This window comes from Nocardia bovistercoris, assembly GCF_015674855.1.
GTDB classification, from domain to species: domain Bacteria; phylum Actinomycetota; class Actinomycetes; order Mycobacteriales; family Mycobacteriaceae; genus Nocardia; species Nocardia bovistercoris.
This window is the reverse complement of the sequence record NZ_JADMLG010000018.1, coordinates 67,435-90,428: the sequence shown is the minus strand read 5'-3', so window position 1 is coordinate 90,428 and position 22,994 is coordinate 67,435. Positions and strand designations below refer to the sequence as shown.

Sequence of the window (22,994 nt, the reverse complement as noted above, 5' to 3'; positions counted from 1 at the left end):
CCTGCCCTACCATGAAAATGACGACGAAATATATTGCGCCGCACTATGTCACAGCAAGTATCCGGCTCATCGAGATAGCGGCTGTGGAGTGAGTTGCCCGAACAGGCTCGCGAGTTTCACACCGTGCTCGACCGGTTGATCGCCGGTGCCGGATCGACCTACTCCGACCTTCTCGCGCTCTCACGTCCGGCGATCACCGCGGATCGACACTCCAACAACATGTCCCGCGCACGGGGGCCCGTCGAGACCGCGTTCCGGGGGTCGAGGAGCCCGAACACCATCCAGCTGGGCACCCCGAACTGGCTACAGTTGATTACGCGAGCCCACCAGAGCCGAACCCCGACAGCGCCACAGGCGTCCGCACCCGATCCACTCGCCGAGCCGGTGGCCGGCATCCGTCACCGATCGACTACGCCTCCCGGTGGCGCAAGCGGTCCTCGAACTCCCTGCCGAATGTGTGCGATATATAACAGATTACAACGCAGCTACTACGGTAGGTTTCGAGTTTCCTTGCGGTCCTTGCCGGTAGCGACACGTCAGCCAATCGTCGGGGGGCTCGGCCGAGGTTGACCGCGCGATCGCCGGATTGATAAATTGCTGCTATCTGGAACAGTCAGACCGATCGACCGGAGTTCGACGGATCCGCCACGGTCTCGCAGGCTCGATATCATTGCGTGACAGGGTATTCGGTACACCATGCGCTCGCTCTCCGAGGAATTACGTCCAGCAGGAGGGGGAAGAGCTTTGGCGTCAGCACAGACCCGAACGGAAGTCGGGATCGTCGGCGCGGGCCCCGCCGGATTGATGCTCGCGCACCTGCTCGCGAACGCCGGTATCGAATCGGTGGTGATCGACAATCGGACAAGGGCCGCAATCGAGGCGACCCACCGCGCAGGGATCCTCGAGGACCGGAATATGCGTCTGCTGGTGGAATCCGGGGCATCTGACCGGATACTGCGGCACGGAAGCAAGCACGCGGGCATCGACCTGCGATTCGGCGGACACAGTCACCGCATCGACTTCTCCGCGCTGGTCGGCGCGGCCGTGTGGTTGTATCCGCAGACCGAGATATTCGCCGATCTCGCCGACGCGCGTGAGCGCAATGGAGGTGACGTGCGCTTCGGCGTCACCGACACCCGCCTGGTGGATCCAGCGGGTGACCGACCCGCCATGTCGTTCACCGATTCCGATGGTCACGCCCGCGAGGTGCGCTGCGAGGTGATCGTCGGGGCGGACGGCTCGCGTGGCGTGTGCCGCTCGGCGATGCCGACCGCGCGGCGGACGTTCTTCCACCGCGCGTACCCGTTCGCCTGGTTCGGTGTACTCGTGGCAGCGCCGCCGAGTGCCGCGGAATTGGTCTACGCCCATTCCGATCGAGGATTCGCGCTGATCAGTCAGCGGACTCCGAGCTTGCAGCGGATGTATTTCCAGTGCGACCCCGACGAGGACGTCAGCCGGTGGCCCGACGATCGTATCTGGGACGAATTGCAGGCCAGGGTCCGCGGGGCCGACGACTTCGCGCTGCGGGAAGGGCCGATCACCGACAAATCCGTCCTGCCGTTCCGGAGTTTCGTATGCGAGCCGATGCGCCACGGCGGATTGGTGCTCGCGGGCGACGCCGCCCACACCGTGCCGCCGACGGGCGCCAAGGGCTTGAATCTGGCGTTGGCGGACGCGCGGATACTCGCCGATGTGGTGGAACGGGCCATCCGCACCGGCGATCGCGAGGTGCTCGACGAATACGGGCCGCGGGCGCTGGCCGGTGTCTGGCGGGCTCAATATTTCTCCTACTGGATGACAACGATGCTGCATCGCGCGCCCGACGCCACCGCTTTCGATCTGCACCGGCAGCGCGCCGAGTTGCGTGCGGTAGCGAATTCCGCGGCCGGAGCGACGTTTCTGGCCGAGGGGTACACCGGTCTCGGGTCGTCGAGCGGGTGAGTAACGCCGAATTCCGCGCTCGCGGCTCGGCGACGAATCTATGTTCTGCTAGGGGAGGTCGAATGACGGTGGAAATTCCGGCGGTGACCACCGATGGAATCGTATTGCGGCGATTACGCAAGAAGGCGGGCTTCTCGTTGGCCCGACTCGCGGAATCGACCCACTACGACAAGGGATACCTGTCGAAAGTGGAGAACGGCAGAAAACCCATGTCGTTGGAGTTGGCGCAGGCATGTGATCGCGTTCTGGACAGCCACGGGGAACTCGTCGGGCGCGTGGCGGCGGCCACCGCCGCGGTAGGCGAGGAATTGCCGTTGGCGCAGTTGCCCGCCGCCCCGCGCCGCGTTTTCGGTCGCCGAGGAGCGTTGGAGCAGATGCAGCGCCTGCTGGTGGCCGACAGTACGCCGGGTGAGGTATCGGTGGTCTGCCTCGACGGCCCGGCCGGTGTCGGCAAGACCACGGTGGCGCTGCGCTGCGCACATACGATCGCCCATCGCTTCGGCGACGGCGCCCTCTACGCGGATCTCGCCGGTCGCGACCGGACGGCGGGGCCTGTGTCACCCGCGGAGGTATTGGGCGGATTCCTGCGCGCACTCGGGGTGCCGCGCGCGAGCATCCCGCACGGCGAGAGCGAACGGGCGGCCACCTACCGATCGATGTTGGCGGGCCGATCGGTCCTGGTGCTGTTGGACGACGCCGCCACCTCCGCGCAGGTCCTGCCGCTGGTGCCGGGTACGGCAGGCTGTGCCGTGCTGGTGACCAGTCGCGCACCGCTCACCGGTCTGTTGATGGCGCCCGCGCCTGCGGCGCGAATGCCGCTGGACGCACTGGCCCCCGATGCGGCGGTCGACCTCGTCCGATCGGTGATCGGTGGGCGCCGCGCGGCGGCCGAACCCGAGGAGCTGGCCGCGGTCACCCGCAGGTACGGCTACCTGCCCTCGGCGTTGCGCGCGGTCGCGGTATGGCTGGCCGCGCACCCGCACGCATCCATCGCCGAGTCGAGGACGTTGGAGGGCGGGCTGCCCGCGGCCTGGCAGTCCGCCGCCGGGTAGCGGGTCCGCCCGCGCACCAGATCAATTCGCGGATCGACGGCGCCTGGGCGCGGTCGGAAAGGACAGGTCCATGACCGGGATCGTGCAGAACAAGGTGGCGCTGATAACGGGTGCCGCACGGGGGCAGGGGCGCGCTCACGCGCTGCGCATGGCGGGTGAGGGGGCCGATATCATCGCCGTCGACCTGTGCGGTGAGCTGCCGGGTGTCGCCTATCGGTCGCCGGAACCGGCCGACCTCGAAGCCACCGCCGACGCGGTACGCGCGGCGGGCGCGAAGGTGGTCACCGCCATAGCCGACGTCCGCGATCTCGCGACGTTGCGTGCCGCGGTGGACGGCGCGGTCGCCGAGCTCGGGCGTCTCGACATCGTCGTCGCGAACGCGGGCATCTGTATCCCGCGCGCGTGGGACAAGGTCAGTGAGCGCGATTTCGACGACACCATCGGGGTCAATGTGCGCGGCACGTGGAATACCGTCGTCGTCGCGGCACCGCATCTGATCGAGGCGGGCGGCGGATCGGTCGTGCTGATCAGTTCTTCCGCCGGACTCAAAGCCCAGCCGTTCATGATCCCGTACACCACGAGCAAATTCGCGGTGCGCGGGATGGCCAAGGGATTCGCCGCCGAGTTTGCCCACCACAACATCCGGGTCAACAGCGTCCACCCGACCGGCGTGGACACCGAGATGGGCAGCCGTGCCATGTTGGCGCAGGTGGCGCAGGCGAGCACGGCCGACACCCGCCTGCGCGGCATGCTGGTCAATATGCTGCCGGTGCCGGGGATCTCGGTCGATGACGTCGCCGAGACGGTACTGTTCCTCGCCTCTGACGCGGCCCGCCATATCACCGCGCACGCGATGGCTGTCGATGCGGGCGTCAGCGAATTCTGACCGAGGTCAGGGCCTCGACGATCGCGGGCAGCCGCGCGCACAGCACCTCCGGAGTCCGCACGTGCAGGGTCCGCATTCCCATTGCCTCGGCCGCGGCGATCACCGCGGCCCGATCATCGACCATCAGCGCCCGCTCGGGCCGTGTTCCACTGTGCTCGAGCAGCGCGGCGAAGTAGTCCGCGGACGGTTTGACCCGGCCCATGCGCCACGACGAGCACAGCCGGTCGAAGTGTCGGTAGTGGCCGAAGTCGGCATCCTTCAGATCGTCCCAGTGCTCGGCCTCGTTGTTGGCCAGCACCACGGTCAGCCGCGGATGCGCGCGAACGACCTCCTCCAGTGCGGCGATGTTCTCGTGGTAGGGCCGCACGCAGGCGCGATAGAGCCGATCGGCCCCCTCGCCGTCGAAATCGTCGGCTCCGGCGGCGTCGACGGCGGCCAGAGTGTCACGCAGGACGTCGTGCACGTGTCGCTCGCCGCTCTCGTACCGGTGCGCGCGGTCGCGCAGATTCGACATGAGGCGATCGGGGTCGGCGGCGTGGCGGCGGGCGAGTTCCCCGACGAAGCAGGTCTCCTCGAGGATGTTGTTGAACAGGACTCCACCCGCGTCCACGAGCAGTGAATCGATCATGGCCCTCCTCAATCGTTGAAAAGGTCGAAACTCATGGCATTGCGGCATGATCTGGTCGGCGGCGAATGGGCCGCGGGCAACCGGCGCTGGGAGGCCGCCGACACCGCGCTCTACGCGCTCGGCGTCGGTGCGGGTGCCGACGATCCCGGCGCCGAATTGCGCTTCACCACTGACGATTCCGTTGGCCATCCCCCTGCGGTACTGCCCACGTTCGCCACCACGTTGCTCGATCGCGACCGGCAACCGTCCTTCGGCGACTACGATCCCGCCCACCTGCTGCACACCCACCAGTCCCTGACCGTGTTCGGACCGTTGCCGACACACGGCGCCGCCGTCTCGACCTCACGCCTGACCGCCCTCTACGACCGGCGGCCAAGCGCCGTGGCGGTCATCGACTCGACCTGCGTCGAGCAGGACACCGGACGCACGCTGGCCGAACTGCGCACCGGGCTGACGATCCGCCGCGAGGGCGGTTTCGGCGGCGATCCCGGTCCCGAGATGGCGTGGCAGACGCCCGAGCGACCGCCCGACCGGACGGTCGACTACCGGACGGCCCCGAATCAGGCTCTGCTGTACCGGCTCAGCGGCGATCGCAACCCACTGCATTCGGATCCGAGCGTCGCCGCCCGTCTCGGTCTCGGCACGCCACTGCTGCATGGCCTGTGCACCTTCGGGTTCGCCGGGCGGGCCGTACTGCGCGATCTGTGCGGCGGCGACCCCGATCTGTTCGGGACCATGTCCGCCCGGTTCAGCGCTCCGGTCTATCCCGGACAGGCACTGTCGGTGTGGATCTGGGAGCGCGACGGTGGCGCGGTGTTCCAGGTACGCACCGGGCGAAGGGTCGTGCTGGACGCGGGTCGCTTCACCCGCCGCGGGTGATCCGCGGTTCACGACGGCGCGACCGATTCGGTGTACCACCGCAGAGTGTCGCGGATGCCGTAGGCCAGCGCGATACCCGGTTTCCAGCCGAGAGCGGTCAGGCGGGCGGTATCGAGCAGCTTGCGCGGCGTACCATCCGGTTTCGAGGTGTCCCAGGTGATGCGGCCGGTGTATCCGGCGGCCTCGGCGACCACCGTCGCGAGATGGGCGATGCTCACATCGGCGCCGACTCCGACATTGACCGGTTCGGCACCGTCGTAGTGATCGAGTAGGTGCAGGCAGGCGGACGCGAGATCGTCGGCGTGGACGAATTCGCGGCGCGGGGTTCCGGTCCCCCACACGACGACCTCGTCGGCGCCCGACGCGGCCGCGTCGTGGAATCGGCGGATCAGCGCGGGCAGCACATGGGAGCGGACCGGATCGAAGTTGTCGCCGGGACCGTAGACATTGGTCGGCATCGCCGAGATCCATTTCCGGCCGTACTGCCTGCGGTAGGAACGAATCGCGATCAGACCCGCGATCTTGGCGATGGCGTACGCGTCGTTGGTTTGTTCCAACTCCCCTGTCAGCAGGGCCGATTCGGGAATCGGCTGCGGACTGTGTTTGGGGTAGACGCACGAGGAGCCGAGGAACAGCAGCCGATCGACGCCCACCGCGTGCGCGGCGGTGAACAGGTTCGTCTGTATGCGCAGATTGTCGGTCAGGAATTCCACCGGTTCGGTGTTGTTGGCGTGGATTCCGCCGACACGCGCAGCGGCATCGACCACCACCGACGGCCGGACCGCGTCGAGGAACGCCGCGGTGGCCGCCGGGTCGGTCAGGTCGACGTCGGCGGAGTGCGCACCGACGACCGTGCCGAAGCCGCGCTCGCGCAGATGGCGGACCACGGCCGAACCGACCAGCCCCGTCGAGCCCGCCACCAGCACCGTCGCCGAACGGTCCAGAGGAACGATTCCGGTCATGTTCACTCCGATCCTCGCTCCGACGGCGCGGTGTCCGCGCCGCGGCAGTAGAGCGCTCCCAACGCCCTCGACAAAGCCACGGGTTCGGGCGTGCCGCGGTGGCCGGTACCGGCCAGCAGGGGCGCTTGGACGCCGTCCGCGTGCAGGGTGTCGCGTATCGGTTTCACCAGCACCGGATGCGGCCCGATCTCCAGATACGCCCGGATGCCCTCGCAGGCCGCGCTGCTCACCGCCTCGGTGAAAAGTACCGGTTGCCGCAGGTTGCGGGCCCAGTAGTCGGCGTCGGCACGCGGTGACCCGAGCGGGTCGACCGTCGACAACCAGGGCGTGTGCGTCGGTGCAGGCGCCAGATCGGCGAGTTCGGCGCGCAATTCGGGTAGCACCGGATCGACCCTCGGGCTGTGCGACGCGGCGTTGATCCGAATCGTCCTGCATCGCACACCTTCTCGTTCCAGGTCGGCGATCAGCGAATTCGTGGCTCGCTCGTCGCCGGTGACCACGGTCTCGCGCGGTGCCGAGTGCGCGGCCACGACCACTGTGCCACCGACCACGCGGGCGCAGCGGGCCGCGACCTCGCCGCTGTCGAGGCCGACGGTCGCCATCACACCGCCCGGTCCCGCCGCGTCGAGCAGGCGGCTTCGGGTCCGCACCACCAGCGCGGCCTCGCGCAGGCTCAGCGCGCCCGCGATGTGCGCGGCCGCGACCTCGCCGAGACTGTGTCCGATCACGACCGCTGGACGAAGGCCCTCGGCCCACAACCAGCGCGCGAGGGCGACCTGGATCGCGAAGATGAGTGGTTGCGTCGAGGCCGGGATATCGGGCCACAGCCCTTCTCGCAACGGGTGCAGCACACCGCCGGGCAGGAGTCCGTCGAGTTCGGTCAGGACTTCGGCGGCCACCGGTGACCAGGCCGCCAGTGCCCGTCCCATACCGGGCCACTGGCTGCCGTGCCCGCCGAAGCACCATGCCACGCGGTCGGCGACGCCGTCGGCGTAGCCTGTCACCCAGCGCGTGCTCGCCAAGCCGTCGGCGAAGAAACTCAGTCCCTCCACGAGTCCGTCGCGGTCGCTCGCGGCAACCGCCAATCGTCGGCGTCCCGGTCGCCTCGAGCCCGCTGCCGCCGGGTCGCCGCCCGCGCGCATGGCATCGGCGTCCGCCCGAGCTGCCTCGACCAATTCGGTCGGATCGGCGGCGGAATAGAGCAGCAGGTAGGGCGAATTCGCTACTGTCGCACGGATACTGGGCACGACCCTCTCCTTGCTATCGAGTCGTAATTCATGCTATTCCTCGTATTGCACGATCAATGGACCGGCGGGTTGCTCGGCCGAGAGTTCGATAGCCGAGAGTTCGATATTTGTCGTTCGATGGAATCCGTCGATGACTCGAAGAGATGGGATATCGGAGAAACATGCCAGAAGACTCTTTCCAGGGCACGGTGGTAGATACCGTCCCCGCTTCGAATGTATTCCTGGTGATCGGCATTCCCGGTTCCGGTAAGAGCTCGGTATCCGAGGAGTTGGCCCGCCGATTTCCGCTCGGCGCGCATATCGAAGGCGACCATGTCCAGGATCTGATCGTCTCGGGCGGGCATCTGCCCTCCCCGGAGGAGGATCGCGAGGCCGACCGGCAGCTCCTGCTGCGGGCCCGCAACGCGACCGTGCTCGCCCGCAGCTTCCACGCCGCCGGTGTGGTGCCCGTGATCGACGATGTGGTGGTGCGCCGCGCGCACCTCACGTTCTATCAGGAGCACATGAAGGACCTCCCGTTGCGTCTGATCGTGTTGGCGCCGACACCGGAGACCGCGGGAAACCGGATCGCCGCGCGGGACAAGAAATTGGCCGACGACTGGGCGTTCCTCGACGAGGCACTGCGTTCCGAACTCGAGGGCGAGGGCACCTGGATCGACAGCACCCACCTGACCCTCACCGAGACCGTGGACAAGATCCTCGGCGCAGGCTGAGTCGTCCGAGCGCACCGAACGGGTTGCGCGCCAATGCATCAGCCGCCGTAAATGGTGCGGATGGCGCGCAACCACAGCCGCATGTGATGGGCGCCGCGGTGCAGGAAGGCCCGCGCCTCCGACGTGTAGGCGCGCCCCCGCGCTCGCTCGGCGAAATCCTGGAGGCCGTAGCTGAGCGACTCGTAGGCCGCGATGTAATCGCCGCCCTCCGGGCGGAAATCCGTGAGCCAGTCCAAGAGTTCGTCCATGAACCGGATCGCGGGCAGTTCGATCGCGAGGTCGTCGAGCAGGTCGTGCGCATTGCGCTCGTGATCGACCAGCGGACCTCCGAATCGCACCGCGTGCCCGAGGTGTTTGGCGCACGCGGCCACGAAGTAGCCGCTGAAGATGTCGCCGAACCGTTCCACCGGCGCGCCGCCGATCGGCTGGCCCATACGCAGGAAGTAGTACGCCGGTAGGGCGTCGTGATGCACCGCGGTGTTCTGGGAGTTGACCGGGCACCAGGTATCCGGTGCGAGCACAACGGCCTGGCGACTGTAATCGGTCACCTGCGGCCGGACCGCGAGCCTGGTCACCGCGTCGACATCGGGATCATCGAGCCAGAGCCCGGCATTGACGCGCACATCCGCGCTCGCCTCGACCAGGGTGGACCGCGTCATGATTTCCCTTGCACCGTAGGGGAATCCGCGCGGAAACACCCGGCACGGCTTGACCGTCAACAGGTCGCAGGCGTTATACCACCCGGTGTCGGCGGACACCACTTCGTGGGTCGAAGGACCGCGCAGCACGATCTTGTGCTCGTCCAGGAACGGCCGGTCCACCGGCAGGTTGTCGTCGTCCATCGACACCGCGAAGAGGCTGTCGTCCCGATACGACAGCAGGTAGCCGATATTGCGGCGGTTGTCCGAGTCGTACGGAATGAGCTCCGGCACACCGAGTTCGGCCAGCAGCCTGTCCTGTTCGTCGATATCGGGCGCCACGATCCGCGCCCCGCGCCCGCGAGCGCGGGTGACCGCGTCGTAGAACGCCGCGGGCGTCTTGCGGTCGGGGATGACCACGAGACGGGCACCGGCCTCGGCGAGGGTATCGGTGAACTGATCCAGGAACTCCCCGGCACCGATGGTGGTGATGACGATGTCGATCGTGTCAGTCATGAATCTTCTCCAACGTGGGAATGTCACGCCAGGTGCGCAGGCGTGAGGTGGCGGTGATGAGCGGGGCGCTGAGCCACACGACCATCACGACGGCGAGTCCGATCCGGGTTCCGAACAGTGCGCCGAGTCCGCCGCCGACCAGGCCGCCGACGAACAGCATGCCGCGGCTGATGAATCGGACGCACGCGACGGTGCGCGGCAGCAGTTCGTCGGGGGTGAGCATCTGCACCAGCGTCGCCTGGCCGACGGTGAAGACCGCGTAGCCCGCGTGGAAGAGCAGCGCTCCGGCCAGAAACAGGAACACCCCGGACCCGGATCGGGTGAACGGAAGCAGCAGGCCCGCGGGAGCCAGGACCGCAGCCGGTATCCATACCGCACGCGCGGTGCCGAGCCATCGGCTGACCCGACCGGCGGCGAACGCGCCGATCAACCCGCCGATTCCGACCGCGCCGAGCAATATGCCCAGCGCGCCGGGAGCGACCCCGACGTCGACGGTCAGGAAGAGCACGACCAGGGCTTCGTAGGCGGCGAAACAGCAGTTGCCGACCGCGGAGGCCGCGGTTGAGGCGAGAATGACCGATCGGCCCGCGACGAACCGGATCGCTTCGACGAGATCTTCGAGGACGCTGTGCTTCTCGGTCTGCGGCGCGGACGCATCGATCCGCGAGCGCATCATCAGGTTACAGAGCACCGAGGCGGTGAATCCGGCGGTATTGAGCAGCGGCGCGGCCTCGGGGCCGATGAACTGGACGGTGAATCCGGCCAGTCCCGGCCCGAACGCCAGTGCCACCGCGCGGGCCGCTTGCAGGCGAATGTTGCCGTGGATCAACATGTCTCGGGGCAGCAACTTCGGGGGCATGGACAGGTACACGATCTCGTAGAACACGGTCGCGCAACTCACCAGCACGTTGGACAGGTACAGATGCCACAGCGCCAGATGCCCGGTCACCGCCAGTAGCGGCACCATCGCGACGATCACCGCGCGGCTGAGGTCGGCAGCGGCGAGTACGAGCCGAGGTCGCAGTCGCCCGGCGTAGACACCGGCGGGCAGGGTCAGCAGCAGCCACGGCAGATATCCCGCCGCGGTGATGAGGCCGACCTCGCCGATACACGCCCCGAGGGTCTGCGCGGCCAGCAGTGGAAAGGCGACGACGGTCGCCATTCCGCACAGCTGGCTGATGCCCGAGCCGATCCACAGCAGACGGAAGTCCCGCTCGCGAGTGTGTTGCCGAACCACGGTTGCTGCCGGTGCCATACGGGTAGGTCATCTCCTCGGGTCGCGACGGTGGGCACGTGCACGGGTGCCCATTATCGAGCGGGCGCGTTCGGCCCCCCTTCGATGAACGCCTCGACCGCGTCGCGCGCGTCGGAGTCGCGATACTGCGTCGGTGGCGATTTCATGAAGTACGACGATGGTGCTTCCAACGCGCCGCCGATGCCTCGGTCCAGCGCGAGTTTCGCCGCACGCACGGCATCTATGATGACGCCCGCGGAATTCGGCGAATCCCACACCTCCAGTTTGTATTCGAGCGCGATCGGTACGTCACCGAAGGCCCGGCCCTCCAGTCGGACGTAGGCCCACTTGCGATCGTCGAGCCACGCCACGTGATCGGAAGGTCCGATGTGGACATCCTGCTCGGCCAGCCCGCGCTCGACCTGCGAGGTCACCGACCGCGTCTTCGACACCCGCTTCGAGATCAGCCGCTCGGGCTCGAGCATGTTCCTGAAATCCATGTTGCCACCGACATTGAGCTGCATCGTCCGTTCCAGGTGCACGCCGCGGTCCTCGAACAACCGTGCCAGCGCGCGATGGGTGATCGTCGCGCCCACTTGGGATTTGATGTCATCGCCGATGATCGGCACACCGGCCTCGGCGAACTTCGCGGCCCACACCGGATCCGAGGCGATGAAGACCGGAAGCGCGTTGACGAAGGCGATTCCGGCGTCCAGGCAGCACTGCGCGTAGAAACGGTCGGCCTGTTCGCTGCCGACGGGCAGATAGGAGATCAGCACGTCGACCTTCGCCGCGCGCAACGCGGCGACCACGTCCACCGGCGTCTCCTCGGATTCGGTGACCACCTCACGGTAGTAGCGGCCGAAACCGTCCAGGGTCGGTCCACGCTGGACGACGACCCCGGTGGGGGGCACATCGCAGATGCGGATCGTGTTGTTCTCCGACGCGGTGATCGCGACCGCAAGATCCTGGCCGACCTTCTTGGCATCGACGTCGAAGGCGGCCACGAATCGTAGATCGCGCACGTGATACCCGCCGAAGTCCACGTGCATCAGGCCGGGAACGGAGGAGGTCGGGTCCGCATCGCGGTAATAGTGGACGCCTTGGACCAGTGACGCGGCGCAGTTGCCCACGCCGACTATGGCAACTCGGATCTCGCTCATGATTTCCTTTCGCAGGGTTCTCGCGAGGGGAGGCCCCGTCACGGGGCCGTCGGTATCGCTCCCGATCGCGCGGACCGCTCGGCGGCCCGCGCGCAGACCAGGGCGGCGTGCGAGTCACGCCATCCGCCCGCGGCCGGGTCGTGGGGACCGCCCGCGACCTCGACCAGGAACGCCGCGAGCTGGGCTCGGTAGGCGTCTGCGAAGCGGTCCCAGTACCCGCGGTGGTGCGGGGTGGTCTGCTCGCCCGGCTCCTGCGCGTGGTCAGGGCCCGCGAGCAGATTGCCGCGCTCGCCGAGGATCTCGGCGCGCACGTCGTAGCCGAGCGGCTGCCACCGTCCGGCAGTCAGCACCGCCAGGGCGCCGTCGTCGAGCCGGAGCATGGCGGTGACGCTGTCGTAGTCGTCGATCTCGGCCAGTTCGGGGCGCGACAGCGCGGCGCCGTCGGCGCTGACCCGCGCGACCGAACGCCCGGTGAGCCAGCGCGCGAGGTCGAAATCGTGCAGCATCAGGTCGGTGAAGATGGTACCGCTGGCGCGTAGCCGCGCGGTCGGCGGCGGAGTCATGTCGTGGGAGACCATGCGAAGGACGTGCACGCGGCCGAGCTGTCCGGCCGCCGTCCGTGCGCGCAGGTCGGCGAAACCGGGGTCGAAGTGCCGTTGGAAGCCGACCCACAGTGGGACACCGCGCTGTTCGGCGAGGATGCCGAGCCGCTCGGTCTCGCGCGGGTCGGTGGCGAGCGGTTTCTCGCACAGCACCGGGATATCGGCGGTGACCAACGCCTCGACCAACGGCGGGTGGCTCGCGGTCGACGAGGTGACCAGCGCCGCGTCGCAACCGCGCTCGAGCAACTCACGCACCGAGGCCGCGACGCTCGCCGTCTTCGCCGCTTCGGCCACCTGCGCGGCTCGATCGGCGTCGGGATCGACGCAGATCAGCGGATAGGGTCCGAGAGCGTCGAGGTGGGCGGCGTACATGGCGCCGATATCGCCGCAGCCGACGATGCCGATGACGGGCGTACTCATCGGCCCACCCCGACCGCGCTCGCCGAGTGGGTGCGCCCGACGAGGTCGGCCGCAGCCGAGCACTCGCGCAATCGGGTACCCCACCACCGGGCGGACGCGGTGAAACCGGGGTCGCCCAGTATCTCCTCGATCCCCAGGCGCACATCGTCGACGCCGACGTACGGCTGCCGCGACGGCCCGGAGTACCGGTCGGTGAACTCCAGCCGTCCGTGCGTGGTGGTGGCGCTGGTGCGCAGCAGCACACCCGCGCCGGTATCCGCGATCAACTGCCTGCCGTTCATCTCCTGTTCGGACATGAACGGCATGACGACCGACGGCTTTCCGTGCGCGAGGGTGGCCAGCACCGTCGCCGAGCCACCGTGGCTGACCACCGCGTCCGCCCAGGCCAGCGGCGTATCCAAACCCGTGAATCCGGCCAGGCGGACATTGTCCGGCACGGTCGACTCGGTGGTGTCGACCGACCCGGCGGACACGTAGACCGACCACGGCCGACCGGCGCAGGCAGCGAAAACGGTGTCCAACGCCCGCTTTCCCGCGATGCCGCCGCTGCCGATGGTGACATAGACCTTCGGCAGGTCGGTCTCCGGCGGCGGATCACCGTCCGGACGTGGCGGATTCCAGTACATGGGACCGACGTAGGCCACCTCGCCGCGAAAGGCGGGTCCGCCGACCCGCTCCAGGTCGGGATGGCTCGAGATCAGCGTGCGCTCGCCCCACAGCAGATGTTCGGCCCGCTCGACCGGGCCGAGCCCCAGTTCGCGCGAGATGCCGTCCCATACGGGCAGACTCGGCGGATGCGGGAGCAGCGCGCGCGGTGCCACCGTCGACCACGGCATCCAGCCGTTGGCGCGGTGGGTCACGAAATCGGCGTCAGCCAAGGAGATCACGGGCACGCCCGCCGCCCGCGCGGCCAGCGCCGCGGTCGGCGACATGTCGATGACCACCGCCGTCGGCGCGTATCGCCGGATCAGTTCGGCGTCGGCGTCGAGCCGCGCGCGGACCCGCTCCTCGCGATGGAAGGTCGCCGCCACCGCGAAGACCCGTTCCACATCGGCGAAGGGCAGATACGGTGGGATCGAGCGCGGAGCGCTCGGCTGTGGCGCGCCCGCAACGGATTCCAGCACCGCGAAGCCCGCCTCGCGCACCAAGGCGTTGAGGCCGGTATCGGCGAAGACCACCTCGTCGCCCGCGTCCGCGAGGGCCCGCGCCAGTACCAGGCATCGGCCCGTATAGGCCGCACCACCTCCGAAACCCCAGGGAAAGAACAGAATTCGCTCACTCATCGCGCCACCTCGTCGGCTCCATCAGCTCGTCATCCCACCGTCGACCGCAATCACCTGTCCGGAGACATAGGAGGCCGCGGGCGAGCACAGGAAGGCCACCACCGCGGCGATCTCCTCGGCCCGGCCCGCCCGGCCCAGCGGCGTGCGCTCGATCACCGAGTGCCGCGCCCGATCCGACATGCTCGCGTGCGCGGGCGAATCGGCGACCAAGCCAGGGGCCACGCAGTTGCAGGTGATCCCGAACCGGCCGTATTCGCGCGCGGTGGTCCACATCAGGCCGTGCAGGCCTGCCTTGCTCGCCGCGTACACCGCCTGGCCCGGCTGCCCGCGCAGCCCGGCGACCGAGGACACGAGTACCAGCCGCCCCCTCGACCTGCGGGTCATCACCCGTAGTGCCGCGCGCACGCTGCGGAACGTACCCGCCAGATTGGTGTCCATCTGCTCGTCCCATTCGGTATCGCTGACGGCGACCACGGGCCGGTCCCGATGCACGCCGTGGTTGACGACGAGGGTGTCGAGCCCGCCGAACTCGGCGACCACCCGCCGCACCATCTGCTCGGGTGCCTGCGGTGCCGCGAGGTCGGCCGATATCACCTCCGACTTCGCACCGAACACGCGCACGTCCTCCGCGGCCGCCTTCGCGCCCTCGGCATTGCGATGAGCGTGCACCGCGACCGAATATCCGGAACCGGCCAGCGCACGGACGATCGCCGTGCCGAGCGGACCCGATCCGCCGGTCACCAGCGCCACCGGCGCGCTCATCCGGCAGCGCTTTCGGAGATCGGGAAGCAGGTCCGTTCGATATGCGCGAACCGCGTCCGCAGCCGCGGCAGCGCCGTCGGATCGCGCGGCCCCTCGGTGCCGCCCGCGGCGACCAACGCCGCGCCCAGTTCGTCCAGTGCGCTGCGCAGCGGACCCGCCAGTACCAACACCCTCGGGTAGGTCGCCGCGGGATCGGCGTTCTCGTGCGCGGCGATGAGGGCGAGCCCCAACCGCTTGGCGCACACGCGCGCCGCCGCGGCGGCCGAACGCACCTCGGCCACCGCGGGCGGCAGTCCGTCCTCGGTCACCGACAGCGCGTTGGCGTAGACGAACAGCAGGGGCTGGATGTCGCCGAGGACCAGAACGTGCAGGGCGCGGGCGGTCACGAGTCCCAGTCCCTCGGCGCCGAGTTCGTCCAGGAGGGCACCGAGCGCGGTGGCGCCTGCGATCAGCAGCGGTGTGTCGCGACCGACCCGCTCGGCGAAGTACACCGCGCCGGAGCGGTCGTCCGGTGTCCCGGTCGTCTCGACCGTGCCGACCCAGGTGAACAGCCGCGCCGTGGCATCGGTGATCACCCAGCGGCGCCGGAATCCGTCCGCGGCATCGGCGTCGGTATCCAATACCGTCATCTCGCGCCGGTGCGGGGACCATCCGGTCGCGAGGACCGCGTGATCGTGGAAGTGGTAGCGCCCTTCGTAGACGTCGCCGGGCAGGTGGAACCGGTCCGGCAGCACCATGACCGGTTCGCCCGCGTCGAGCCGATCCAGGACGAAGGGCAGATTGCGGGCACCGTCGTCGAAGTCGGTGCGGTAACGCACCTGGCATCCGTCGAAATCCCTGGCCAGATCGCGCCCGACCGGGTCGAGCGCGCCGTTGAGTGCCCGCGCCACCGGGAGCGGTTCGAGTCCACGGAAGCGCAGAACCGCCTCGACACACCGCAGTACGCAGTTCAGCCCGTCCAGGGCCCGATCGTTCCACCCGAGCGCGCCGCGCTGGTCGAAAGCGGGCTCGGGCCGCGCGACCGCGGTCATCGCAGGTCCCGTCCCGCGGCGTGCGCGCGAGCGACCAGTGTGTCCGCGAGCGCGCCGAGGGTCTCGAAGACGGTCCAGTCGGTCTCCTCCTCGCTGTAGGGCACGGCCCAACGCTCCTCGAATCGGGCGAACACGACGATCAGATCGAGCGAGTCCATGCCGATCTCCAGCAGGGTCGTCGTCGCGTCCAGCGAGTTCGGCAGATGCGGCCGCTCGGACAACACCGCGATGATGAGATCCATCACGATGTCGCGCTCGTCGGTGGCCCGGTCGGTACGGGTCGGGTTCTCGGTCATGGATTTCTCCTCCGTCAGCTTTCGTCCTCGATCAGCAGGCCGCGGCGCAGTTTTCCGCTGCCCGTCCTCGGCAGTGCGTCGACGCGGCGGATCACCGCGGGCACCTTGAACGAGGTCAGTACCTCCCCCGCCCGGCGCCGCAGTGCGGCGGCGTCGAAGGCCACGTCGTCGGCTTCGACGAAGGCCCACACCTGGCGCCGCCCGTCCGGGCCGTGGCGGCCGACGACCGCGCAGTCCTCGACACCGGGCAGCGAGCGCATGACCTCCTCGACCTCGATGGGCGAGACCTTGTTGCCGCCGATATTGATGACCATGTCGCCGCGCCCGGTCAGGCGCAGGCCGTCGCGCTCGATCACCCCGAGGTCACCGGTGGTGACCCAGCCGTCGGCGTCGGCCAACGGAACCGGTGCGCCCGCCTCGAACCGCACGGGTGCCAGTCCGGTGACGCGGGCCGAAACCGGCGCCGGTGACCCCTCGCCCGCCCGCAGTTGCACGTCGGGAAGCGCCCGACCCACCCCTGCGGTCAAGGAACCGCCGTCGGGATCGAGGGTGAGCTGGCCCAGCTCCGAGTTGCCGTAGTGGTCGAAGACCGGAACCTCCTCGGCGCGCCAACGCGCGGCCGCAGGCGCGGGCAGCGCCTCCCCAGCGCTCACGCAGCGGCGCCACGGCGTCGCCCGCGCGACACCGCCGCGTCCCCACCAGTCCAGGACGATGGGAACCGTCTGCAGGATCGTCGGCCGGTGCCGCTCGATCAGCGTCCGTGCCCTGGCCGGGCTCAGCGGTCCCTCGGGGACCATCTGGCACGCGCCCGCGCGGAACACCGCGAAGGTGCCCGCCTCGATGGCGTAACTGTGGCCGAGCGGGCTGGTGGTGAGCACGATGTCGTCGACGTCGATACCGAATGTCCGCGCGAAGTCCGCCGAGTTGCGCAATGTGCCCGCCCACGCGCGGGAGATGACCTTCGGACGACCGGTGGTGCCGGAACTCGTCACCGCGAACGTCGACTCGTCGTGGCGCCGATCGCGCGAGCGCGGACCGTCGATGCCGTCCGGTCCGATCACCCGCGCGGCACCGAAGTCGCTCAGCGCGGCGGTGCGCTCCCCGGCGACCATCCGTTCCTGCAGAACCAGAACCGCCGCACCGATCGCGTTGGCGGCGGCGAAGTCGACGATCGAGCGCACGCGCGCGGTCATCACGACGCCGACCGGAGTGCCCGCGCGCACACCCGCCGTGCGCAACTCGCGAACACGCTGTTCCACGGACCGCGCCAACTCGGCGTAGGTGGTCGTCCCGTCCTGATCGAGGACGGCCGCGCGCTCGCCACGGCCACGGCGGATATGGAAGGTCAGCACGTCGAGCAGGACATCTTCAGCGCTCATGCCGCCGCTCCCACCGTGCAGCGGTAGCTGTGCCGCGCGCCGTGCGCGACCGCGGTGAACGGATCCGCCACCGGGGTCCGATCGCGCAGCGCCGCGGCGATGGCCGCGATCGGGGCACTCACCCCGACATCGGCGCCGAGGCCGACCCGCGCCGGTTCGGTCCGCACCGAGTCGATCGTAGCCAGCACAGAAGCGCCGCGAGCACGGGCTTCGTACGCGCTCTCCAACACCAGGAATGCCACCGAACCCGGCGTGCGGTCGGTGTGCAATGCCGCAGCGGCGGCCGGACTCAGCATCTCGTAGCCGCCGCAGAGCAGCGGACGGCTCGGGTCCATCCGCAACCTGCGCAGCGCGACCGCGAGCGCCTGCATACCCGCCTCGGCTCCGAGAATCGTCGTGCTGAACCCTCGCAGCCGATGCCGCAGGCACAGCAGGGACGTGATGCCGTGCGCGTTGAAGTAGATGAACGATTCCGGTGCCAGCGAGGATCGGGCGTCCGCGTCGAGCCTGGCACGGATGGTCTCGGCGACGTGACCCGACCCGTAGGCCGAACCCACGACGCAGCCGGTGCGCTCGGGGTCGGGGCCGTTCTCCAACGCGGCGCCCGCGATCTCCGCGATGCGTTCGGGTAGCGCGCGGGTGAGCCTGTCGACCTCGCGCCTTCCGTCCGCCCCTGCGGCGTGCGCGCGCCACAGCGGCTCGGTATCCACCGGACCCGATACCGCGGCGGTGATCAGGACGGGTTCGTTCATGACGGCCTCCGCAGGACGAGCGCGGTGTTCATGCCACCGAGCCCGCACGAGATGGTCAGGGCGGTGCGCAGTCCGGGGACCGGCCGCGGCACGGTGCCGCCGACCAGGTCCAGATCCGCGTAGGCCGGATCGACCGGATCGGAGCCCCAGGTCGGGGTGACCGCACCGTGGATGAGCGACAGCGCGCAGGCGAGCGCTTCCACGGCGCCCGCCCCGCCCTGTAGATGCCACAGCACACCCTTGAGGCTGTTCACCGGAACCGAGGACAACCGCGCGCCGAAAACCGCGCGCAGCGCCGCGATCTCGGCATCGTCGCCCCGGCGCGTGCCGGGACCGTGGGCATTGACGAAATCGACGTCCTCGGGCCCGAGCCCGGCGTCGGCCAGCGCGAGGCGCACCGCCAACTCGATGCCGTCCGCACCGGGGGCAGCCAGATGCGTTGTGGCATTGGTCAATCCGCATCCCGCCAGCACGACCGCCTGCGATTCGCCACCCGTGGACACCGGCGGTCCGCCTGCCGCCGACACAGGCGACTCGCCACCGATCACTCGGGGCCGCCCGTCACCGTTCACCTGGGGCAGGCCGCCCCCCGCCGCCTCGGGCAGCCCGCCGCCGTTCACCTCGGGTGACTCGCCACCGCCCGCCTCGGGGGACCTGCCTGCGTGCCGTTCGAGCCGCAGTACGGCCGCGCCCTCGGACAGGCCTATACCGCGCCGCCGCGAACTGAACGGCCTGCATCCCTCCGGGCCGAGGGTGCGCAGTGCGTTCAATCCGAGGAAGGCCATATCGGTCACCGCGTCGGCGCCGCCCGCGATGACCGAGGGCGCGGCGCCGGTGGCGATCAGATCGCGCGCGATGCCGATGGCCGCCGCGCCCGCGGCCGACGCGCTCGCGACCGTGATTGCCTCCCCGCCCAAGCCGACCCGCCGGGCGCAGGCCGCGGCGAGATCACCCGCCATCTGCCCGTGCCGCGGTGGCACCGCACCGGGGTCGGTGGTGCCGAGTACCAGCGCGGTCCGTTCCAGCGCGTCCGCGTCCAGGCCCGATATCGCCTCGCGCACAGCAATTTCCGCGAGGTCGAGCGCGCGCCATCCCGGCCCGTCGCCGGTGCCGTCGCGTGCTTCGGGACTGACGCCTGGTACCCGGCCCGCGCGGCGCACGGTGGCCGCCGAGACATCGAACTCGGTGATGGGAGGCAGATGCGACACACCATCGGCCAGCGCCGTCCACAGGGCGCGCACCCCGACTCCGCTCGGGCCGCAGACGCCGAGCGCGGTGATCGCGACGGTGTCGGCGGTGATCGAGGTCTGCGACCGGTCGGGCCGCGTTCCTACACTCACGAGCGTTCCCCTCGGCTCAGCGCGGCCGCGAGCGAACCGATGGTCGCCGCCTCCAGCACCGCGTCGTCACCGAGGGTGACGCCGAGTTGCTGTTCCAGTTCGCCGACGATCCCGATGATCAGGATCGAATCGACCCCGGCCTCGGCCAGCGGTTCGGTGTCGCTCAGCCAGGACAGCGCGTCCTCCTCGCCTAGGCGCCGGGCCAGTCGGGTCCGCAGCATCGCCGAGATCGCCACATCGGTGCTCGCGCTCATGCCACACCCGCCGCCAGCCGCATCGCCTGCTCGCCCGCGTCGAGTGCGAACTCGATGTCGGCGTCGGTGGTGGCCGCGCACACGAACCAGTGGTGTGTCGGGTGCAGCAGCACCCCGCGGCGGGTGGTCTCGGCGAAGAATGTGTCACGCAGCGCCTGTGCGCGTTCCGGGGCGGGATGATCGAAGGCGAGGAACGGCATCTGCGGTACCCCGAGCATCCGCGCGGGAACACCGTGCTCGCGCGCCGACGCCGCGAGCCCGTCCTGTAAACGCCTGCCCATGGTCTCGATCCTGGCCAGCGCCGAACCGTCGGCGAGTTGGTCGATCGTCGCGACCGCCGCGGCCATGGACACCGTATTGCTATAGAAGGTGGAGGAGATGTGGGTCCTGCCGACCATGGCCATCACATCGGCGCGTCCGGTGAGTGCCGATACCGCCCAGCCATTGGCCATGGCCTTGCTGAAGGTCGCTAGATCGGCTCGCACACCGAACAATTCCTGCGCGCCGCCCAACGAGACACGGAATCCCGAACGCATCTCGTCGAAGACCACCAGCGCGCCGTGCTCGTGCGCGATGTCGATCGCGCCCTGAAGGAAACCCGGTGCGGGCGCTTCCAATTCGAACGGCATCAGCAGCAGGCAGGCAATCTCGCCGCAGTGGCGCTCGAATACCGTACGCAGACTGTCCAAATCGTTGTAGTCGAACGTAGCGACCTGGGAACGCACCGTGTCCGGTATGCCGCCGGGGCGCTGCGCCGCCCAGTCGTGCCAGCCGTTGTAACCCCAGCGCACCACCCGGTCGCGACCGGTGTACGCGCGCGCCAGCCGTACCGCCGCGCTGGTGGCGTCGGACCCGGTTTTGAGAATGAAGACCCGTTCCGCCCCGGGGATGGTCGCCACCAGCCGCTCGGCCAGCTCGACGTGAATCCGCTTGCGTAGCGTGATCGAGAAGCCCTCCTCGATCTCACGCCGCGCCGCGTCCGAGACCGCCGGGTCGGCGTGGCCGAGGATGATCGTGCCGTAGGCCAGCATGAAGTCGAGATATTCGTTGCCGTCCACATCCCACACCCGCGCGCCGCGGGCACGTTCGCCGAAGATCGGGTACGCGCCCTCCACCAGACGGTCCCGAGCGATCACGTAGTCTTCCTCGGACAGGGTGGCATCGACCGACCTGCCGCGCGCGAGCAATTCCTTCGACCCGTCGAGACGGAGCTTTCCGACGACTTCGGTCATGATCCTGTCCTCCCAGATGATGTCGTTCCGGCCGCCGCGCTCACCGCGGCACCGGCCCGGATTTCGTCCCGCGCACCAGGCGGCCGGGCAGCGCACCCGTCGCCTGACCGTCGCGGTAGGTGATCTCGCCCGCCACCACGGTCGCGGCGTACCCGTCGGCCCGCTGGATGAGCCGACCGCCACCCGCGGGCAGGTCGAACACGAATTCCGGTGCCCGCAGGCGCAATGTCTCCATGTCGATCACATTGATGTCGGCGCGGTATCCGGGACGGAGCAGGCCGCGGTCGCGCAGCCCGTAGAGCCGGGCGGTATCGTAGGTTTGTTTGCGGACAATGAATTCCAGCGGCAACCTGGCACCGCGATCACGGTCGCGCGCCCAGTGCGTGAGCATCGACGTCGGCGTACTCGCGTCACAGATCAGACGGCAGTGCGCGCCCGCGTCGCTGAGTCCGAGCACCGCCTGCGGGTGCAGCAGCATCTCCCGGATCGGGTCGAGCGTGAACTCCGAATAGCCGAGCAGGGGCCGGAATATCATGCCGCTGGTGTCGTCGGAGGCGAGGAAGTCGTAGATGAGCGCCTCCGGGTTCGCACCGGCGCGACGGGCGAGCGCGTCGAAGGACTTATCCGCCGCGGGCTCGTAGTCCGGTGCCTCGGCGCTCATCGGGAAGTGCCGCTCGTATCCCTGTGGGAACAGCGCCGAGCGCGGATCGGAGCCGACCGGCCGTTCGCTCAGAATCCGTTCGCGCAGAGCGGGTTCGCGCATCGCCGCGCGCCGCCGGGCGGCATCCAGGTGCGCGATCTGCCGGTAGGACGGTCGCTTGTGGAACGGATGGGTGGAGTCGAGGCTGATGATGACGCTGAACGGCCTGCCCGCCACCTGCGGGTGTAGATCCGCCCCGCTCGCCACCGCGTCCTCGGCGATCTGGAACAGTTCGCGCCATCCGTCGGGGTCGTTGTCGTTCTGGAACAGGCCGAAGGTGATCGGACGACCGACCACGGCGGACAGTTTGCGCATCCAGGCGATCTCGCCGAGCGGATCGTCGACCTTCTCACCGCCCGCGCCGAGCGGCACCAGCTGGAACACCCCGGTCCCCTCGGCGCCGAGTACGCCACCCAGAGCGAACAATTCGTCCTCGGCCGCGAAGGTACCCGGCACCGGATCACCGGTGATCGCCAGATGGGTCAGGGTGCGCGAGGTCGAGAAGCCTATCGCGCCCGCGCGCAACCCCTCCCGGACCAGCGCGCACATCCGCTCCAGATCGGCCTCGGTCGGCGGTTGATCGGCCGCGCCGCGCTCGCCCATCACATAGGCCCGCAGCGCGCCGTGCGGTACCTGCGCGGCGACGTCGATCGCCCTCGGCATCGCCGCCACGGCGTCGAGGTATTCGGGGAAGCTCTCCCATTCCCAGCGGATGCCCTCCGACAGCGACGCGCCGGGAATGTCTTCGACACCTTCCATCAGGCCGATCAGCCAGTCGTGGCGCTCCGGCGCCGCGGGTGCGAAGCCGACACCGCAGTTGCCCATCACGACGGTGGTCACGCCGTGCCAGCAACTCGGCGTCAGTTGCGGATCCCAGCTGACCTGCCCGTCGAAGTGGGTGTGGATATCCACGAAACCGGGAGTGATCAGGTGGCCGTCGGCGTCGATCTCGGTTCGGCCGCGGTCACCGCCCACCCGGCCCACCCGCGTGATGACGCCGTCATCGACCGCGACATCGGCGGTGCGGACGGGCGAACCTGAGCCGTCGCACACCGTGCCGTTGCGAATTATCAGATCGTGCAAC

The 22,994-nt window shown here is 69.2% G+C and carries 22 protein-coding genes; 5 read left to right on the top strand and 17 right to left on the bottom strand.

Translation table 11 applies throughout. The features are described from left to right. Positions 1-804 precede the first annotated feature (804 nt). The 3 genes from IT779_RS31840 to IT779_RS31830 all read left to right on the top strand — a co-directional run bounded on the left by IT779_RS31840 (position 805) and on the right by IT779_RS31830 (position 3,879). A complete protein-coding gene (locus IT779_RS31840) occupies positions 805-1,941 on the top strand; it encodes a 4-hydroxybenzoate 3-monooxygenase (protein ID WP_232542305.1) in 1,137 nt (378 codons plus the stop codon). Positions 1,942-2,003: 62 nt separating this feature from the next. After that, the gene (locus IT779_RS31835; protein ID WP_196153180.1) at positions 2,004-2,993 is read left to right on the top strand and encodes a helix-turn-helix domain-containing protein; all 990 of its coding nucleotides are present in this window, start codon (positions 2,004-2,006) and stop codon (positions 2,991-2,993) included. Between the two features lie 70 nt (positions 2,994-3,063). Next, the gene (locus tag IT779_RS31830; protein WP_196153179.1) at positions 3,064-3,879 is read left to right on the top strand and encodes a mycofactocin-coupled SDR family oxidoreductase; all 816 of its coding nucleotides are present in this window, start codon (positions 3,064-3,066) and stop codon (positions 3,877-3,879) included. Here IT779_RS31830 and IT779_RS31825 read toward each other — a convergent pair. Further along, positions 3,866-4,507, bottom strand: coding sequence for an HAD family hydrolase (locus IT779_RS31825; protein WP_196153178.1), 642 nt, complete (start codon positions 4,505-4,507; stop codon positions 3,866-3,868). The two genes, IT779_RS31830 and IT779_RS31825, sit on opposite strands and share 14 nt — an antisense overlap. A gap of 33 nt (positions 4,508-4,540) precedes the next feature. Between IT779_RS31825 and IT779_RS31820 the strand changes: the two genes are divergently transcribed. After that, positions 4,541-5,386, top strand: coding sequence for a MaoC/PaaZ C-terminal domain-containing protein (locus IT779_RS31820; RefSeq protein WP_196153177.1), 846 nt, complete (start codon positions 4,541-4,543; stop codon positions 5,384-5,386). 8 nt (positions 5,387-5,394) lie between these two features. Here IT779_RS31820 and IT779_RS31815 read toward each other — a convergent pair whose 3' ends face one another. After that, positions 5,395-6,348, bottom strand: a complete 954-nt coding sequence (locus IT779_RS31815) for a GDP-L-fucose synthase family protein (protein WP_196153176.1) — start codon at positions 6,346-6,348, stop codon at positions 5,395-5,397. A 2-nt stretch (positions 6,349-6,350) separates the two neighbouring features. After that, positions 6,351-7,595 carry an acyltransferase domain-containing protein gene (locus IT779_RS31810; RefSeq protein ID WP_196153175.1) on the bottom strand — a complete coding sequence of 415 codons (1,245 nt, stop codon included), beginning with the start codon at positions 7,593-7,595 and terminating at the stop codon, positions 6,351-6,353. Positions 7,596-7,756: 161 nt separating this feature from the next. On the opposite strand from IT779_RS31810, the gene IT779_RS31805 reads away from it, so the two are divergent. After that, positions 7,757-8,308 carry an AAA family ATPase gene (locus IT779_RS31805; protein WP_196153174.1) on the top strand — a complete coding sequence of 184 codons (552 nt, stop codon included), beginning with the start codon at positions 7,757-7,759 and terminating at the stop codon, positions 8,306-8,308. A gap of 38 nt (positions 8,309-8,346) precedes the next feature. On the opposite strand, the gene IT779_RS31800 is transcribed toward IT779_RS31805, so the two are convergent. From IT779_RS31800 to IT779_RS31730, 14 genes are read right to left on the bottom strand one after another with little or no spacing between them, the layout of a single operon-like run. After that, positions 8,347-9,462 carry a hypothetical protein gene (locus IT779_RS31800; protein ID WP_196153173.1) on the bottom strand — a complete coding sequence of 372 codons (1,116 nt, stop codon included), beginning with the start codon at positions 9,460-9,462 and terminating at the stop codon, positions 8,347-8,349. Then, positions 9,455-10,717, bottom strand: a complete 1,263-nt coding sequence (locus IT779_RS31795; RefSeq protein WP_196153172.1) for an MFS transporter — start codon at positions 10,715-10,717, stop codon at positions 9,455-9,457. Before IT779_RS31795 ends, IT779_RS31800 begins: the two co-directional genes overlap by 8 nt. A 53-nt stretch (positions 10,718-10,770) precedes the next feature. Beyond that, entirely contained in the window at positions 10,771-11,859 is a 1,089-nt protein-coding gene (locus tag IT779_RS31790) for an inositol-3-phosphate synthase (protein WP_196153171.1), read from the bottom strand. Positions 11,860-11,897: 38 nt separating this feature from the next. After that, on the bottom strand, positions 11,898-12,881 hold the full coding sequence (locus tag IT779_RS31785; protein ID WP_196153170.1) for a Gfo/Idh/MocA family protein: 984 nt from the start codon (positions 12,879-12,881) through the stop codon (positions 11,898-11,900). Beyond that, positions 12,878-14,164 carry a glycosyltransferase gene (locus IT779_RS31780; protein ID WP_196153169.1) on the bottom strand — a complete coding sequence of 429 codons (1,287 nt, stop codon included), beginning with the start codon at positions 14,162-14,164 and terminating at the stop codon, positions 12,878-12,880. The genes IT779_RS31785 and IT779_RS31780 overlap by 4 nt, the downstream gene beginning before the upstream one ends. Positions 14,165-14,185: 21 nt before the next feature. After that, entirely contained in the window at positions 14,186-14,926 is a 741-nt protein-coding gene (locus IT779_RS31775) for an SDR family NAD(P)-dependent oxidoreductase (protein ID WP_196153168.1), read from the bottom strand. Beyond that, the gene (locus IT779_RS31770) at positions 14,923-15,957 is read right to left on the bottom strand and encodes a BtrH N-terminal domain-containing protein (RefSeq protein ID WP_196153167.1); all 1,035 of its coding nucleotides are present in this window, start codon (positions 15,955-15,957) and stop codon (positions 14,923-14,925) included. The genes IT779_RS31775 and IT779_RS31770 overlap by 4 nt, the downstream gene beginning before the upstream one ends. Then, the gene (locus IT779_RS31765; RefSeq protein WP_196153166.1) at positions 15,954-16,253 is read right to left on the bottom strand and encodes a phosphopantetheine-binding protein; all 300 of its coding nucleotides are present in this window, start codon (positions 16,251-16,253) and stop codon (positions 15,954-15,956) included. The genes IT779_RS31770 and IT779_RS31765 overlap by 4 nt, the downstream gene beginning before the upstream one ends. A 14-nt stretch (positions 16,254-16,267) precedes the next feature. Continuing rightward, on the bottom strand, positions 16,268-17,632 hold the full coding sequence (locus IT779_RS31760; RefSeq protein WP_196153165.1) for a class I adenylate-forming enzyme family protein: 1,365 nt from the start codon (positions 17,630-17,632) through the stop codon (positions 16,268-16,270). Beyond that, the gene (locus IT779_RS31755; RefSeq protein WP_196153164.1) at positions 17,629-18,384 is read right to left on the bottom strand and encodes a 3-oxoacyl-ACP synthase; all 756 of its coding nucleotides are present in this window, start codon (positions 18,382-18,384) and stop codon (positions 17,629-17,631) included. The genes IT779_RS31760 and IT779_RS31755 overlap by 4 nt, the downstream gene beginning before the upstream one ends. After that, the gene (locus IT779_RS37300) at positions 18,381-19,724 is read right to left on the bottom strand and encodes a beta-ketoacyl synthase N-terminal-like domain-containing protein (protein WP_198429161.1); all 1,344 of its coding nucleotides are present in this window, start codon (positions 19,722-19,724) and stop codon (positions 18,381-18,383) included. The genes IT779_RS31755 and IT779_RS37300 overlap by 4 nt, the downstream gene beginning before the upstream one ends. After that, positions 19,721-19,978, bottom strand: a complete 258-nt coding sequence (locus IT779_RS31740; RefSeq protein WP_196153163.1) for an acyl carrier protein — start codon at positions 19,976-19,978, stop codon at positions 19,721-19,723. Before IT779_RS31740 ends, IT779_RS37300 begins: the two co-directional genes overlap by 4 nt. After that, entirely contained in the window at positions 19,975-21,210 is a 1,236-nt protein-coding gene (locus IT779_RS31735; RefSeq protein ID WP_196153162.1) for an aspartate aminotransferase family protein, read from the bottom strand. The genes IT779_RS31740 and IT779_RS31735 overlap by 4 nt, the downstream gene beginning before the upstream one ends. Positions 21,211-21,250: 40 nt before the next feature. Next, entirely contained in the window at positions 21,251-22,993 is a 1,743-nt protein-coding gene (locus IT779_RS31730) for an N-acyl-D-amino-acid deacylase family protein (protein ID WP_196153224.1), read from the bottom strand. Position 22,994: the final 1 nt, after the last annotated feature.